The sequence below is a fragment of the Streptomyces prasinopilosus genome, assembly GCF_001419695.1.
GTDB lineage: Bacteria > Actinomycetota > Actinomycetes > Streptomycetales > Streptomycetaceae > Streptomyces > Streptomyces prasinopilosus.
The window spans coordinates 1-2,744 of the sequence record NZ_LIRG01000973.1 but is presented as its reverse complement, the minus strand read 5'-3'; the positions used below and the strand labels follow the sequence as shown (position 1 = coordinate 2,744).

At 74.7% G+C, this 2,744-nt stretch carries 2 protein-coding genes; both read left to right on the top strand.

Annotated elements, in window-relative coordinates:
- The first annotated feature begins 113 nt into the window (after nucleotides 1-113).
- Entirely contained in the window at nucleotides 114-1,472 is a 1,359-nt protein-coding gene (locus tag AOK18_RS29215; protein WP_055696263.1) for an MFS transporter, read from the top strand.
- Nucleotides 1,473-1,642: 170 nt separating this feature from the next.
- On the top strand, nucleotides 1,643-2,659 hold the full coding sequence (locus AOK18_RS29210; RefSeq protein ID WP_055572971.1) for a sigma-70 family RNA polymerase sigma factor: 1,017 nt from the start codon (nucleotides 1,643-1,645) through the stop codon (nucleotides 2,657-2,659).
- The last annotated feature ends 85 nt before the right edge of the window (nucleotides 2,660-2,744 follow it).

The following is a 2,744-nucleotide window of genomic DNA, read 5'->3' as shown; positions in this document are numbered from 1 at the left end:
GTGTCACTGGACGGTGACAGCCGGCCCTGCGACCTCTGCTGATGCTCCATGGGAACGATTATGACGATTCCGTGCATTGGACGGATGAGCGGAGCCGTCCGTAACGTCGAAGCATGTCTCCCGCCAGTACCAAGGCGTCCACCGGTGTGGACGCCCGCACATCCGTCACCTCCCCGGCCTCTGCCTCCTCCCCGTCCCCGGGCACGCCCGGCGCCCCGGGCACTCCGCCCGCCCCGGACTCCCCGGACGTCCCGGGCGGCGCCGACTCCCGCATGTCCCCGGGCGGCCCCGGCTTCCGCCGGATGAGCTTCGCCCTGTTCCTGGCGGGTGTGGCGACCTTCGCCCTGCTGTACTCCACGCAGGCCCTGCTGCCGCTCGTCTCGGACGACCTCGGGGTGAGCGCGGGCGACGCGAGCTGGACGGTGGCGGCGGCCACCGGCGGCCTGGCGGTGTGCGTGCTGCCGATGAGCGCGCTGTCGGAGCGGTACGGGCGCCGTACGGTCATGACGGCCTCCCTGGCCGTCGCGGTGACCGTGGGGCTGCTGGTCCCCTTCGCCCCGTCGCTGGGCGCCCTGGTGGCGCTGCGGGCGCTCCAGGGGGCGGCCCTGGCCGGGGTGCCCGCATCGGCGACCGCGTACCTGGCGGAGGAGGTCCGGCCGAGGGCCCTGGTGACCGCGATCGGACTGTTCGTCGCGGGCAACAGCGTCGGCGGGATGAGCGGCCGGGTCATCACCGGCTGGGTGGCGCAGGAGTGGGGCTGGCGGGTCGCCGTCGGCGTGATCGGGGTGCTCGCGGTGGCGTGCGCGGTGGCGTTCCGGCTGCTGCTGCCGGCGCCGAGGCACTTCCGTCCGGGCTCGCTGCGACCCCGGGTGCTGCTGGGCACGGTCCGCGGCCACCTCGCGAACCCCCTGCTGCGGCGCCTGTACGCCATCGGCGCCCTGTTCATGACGGTGTTCGGCGGGGTCTACACCGTGATCGGCTACCGGCTGGCCGAGGCGCCCTTCTCCCTCCCCCAGGGCGTCGTCGGCTCGATCTTCCTGGTGTACCTGGTCGGCACGGTGGCGGCGTCGGCGGCGGGCCGGCTGGTGGGCCGGCTGGGCCGCCGGGGCGCGCTGTACGCGGCGGGCGGCACCACCGCGGCGGGCCTGCTGCTTTCCCTGGCCGGCTCCCTGCCCCTGATCCTGCTGGGCCTGGTGCTGATCACCGGCGGCTTCTTCGCCGGCCACGCGGTCGCGTCCTCGGCGGTCGGGCGGACCGCCACGGAGGGCCGCGCCCAGGCGTCGGCGCTGTACCAGTCCGCGTACTACGTCGGATCCAGCGCGGGCAGCACGGTCGGCGCGCTCGCCTTCCACTCGGGCGGCTGGGCCGGGACGGTGGGGGTCGCCCTGGTGGCGGTGACCGGCGTCGTGGCCATCACGGCGCTGGGCACCCGGGCGGCCCGGGCGGAGCGGCGCGCACTCGTCCCGGCGTGAGGCGGGCCGGGCGGTCGGGAAGCGGGCGGAAGCCTTCGTTCCGCCCGCCGGACCGGCCTTCCCCACCTGTGCGTCCGCCGACCCGGGGGCCGTTGTCGGTGCGCTGCGGTAGCTTCCGGAGTGCTGGGTGCGAAGGCGCGCCGCAGACAGGCCACAGGGGTGGGTGGACGATGACGAACGGCACGGCGACGACGACCGGTATCGACGCCAGGCTCGAGGCGCACCGCGTCGAGCTGACCGGGTACTGCTACCGCATGCTCGGCTCCTCCTTCGAGGCGGAGGACGCGGTGCAGGACACGATGGTCCGTGCCTGGCGGAGCTTCGACGCGTTCGAGGGCCGTTCCAGCCTGCGCTCCTGGCTGTACCGCATCGCGACCAACGTCTGCCTGGACATGCTGAAGGCGGGCGGCAAGCGGGCCCGCCCGATGGACCTGACGGAGTCGACCCCGCTGGCCCGCGCGGCCCTCTCGCCCCGGCCGGACCACACCTGGCTGGAGCCGATGCCGGATTCCCGGGTGCTGCCCGAGACCGCCGACCCCGCCGAGGCGGCGGTCGCCAAGGAGTCCGTGCGGCTGGCCTTCATGGCCGCGCTCCAGCAGCTGCCGCCCAAGCAGCGGGCGGTGCTGCTGCTGCGCGAGGTGCTGGCCTGGAGGGCGAGCGAGGTGGCCGAGCTGCTGGACACCTCGGTCGCCTCCGTCAACAGCGCCCTGCAGCGGGCGCGGGCGACGCTCGCGGAGCGGCGGCAGCGGGGCGCCGACGCGTCCGTCTCGGACCCGCTGGACGAGGAGCAGCAGAAGCTCCTGGAGCGCTACGTGGCGGCGTTCGAGGGGTACGACATGGCGGCGCTGACGGCGTTGCTGCACGAGGACGCCGTCATGACGATGCCGCCGTTCGACCTGTGGCTGACCGGCCCCGGCGACATCACGGGCTTCATGACGACGCTGGGCGCCTCCTGCGCGGGGTCGCGCCTGCTGCCGGTCCAGGTCAACGGCCTGCCCGGGTTCGCCCACTACAAGCCGGACCCGGAGGCCGGCGGCTTCACGCCGTGGGCGGTCCAGGTGCTGGAGATCTCAGACGGCCGGATCACCGGGTTCCACTGCTTCCTCGACACCCGGCGCTGGTTCCCGCTGTGCGGGCTGCCCCTCCACCTCGAAGCCGAGACCGGCGAGGTCGAGCAGGGAGCATAGGGCGGGGTCGGGGTCGCGCAGCCGTATCCGGCCCCCGGCCCGGCGGGCCAGGAGCTGGAGGCGCGCCAGCAGGTTCACGGCGGCG

What these genes read in the sequence shown, in the direction of transcription:
- AOK18_RS29215 (WP_055696263.1), top strand. Translation starts at nt 114, where the DNA reads ATGTCTCCCGCCAGTACCAAGGCGTCCACCGGTGTGGACGCCCGCACA.
- AOK18_RS29210 (WP_055572971.1), top strand. Translation starts at nt 1,643, where the DNA reads ATGACGAACGGCACGGCGACGACGACCGGTATCGACGCCAGGCTCGAG.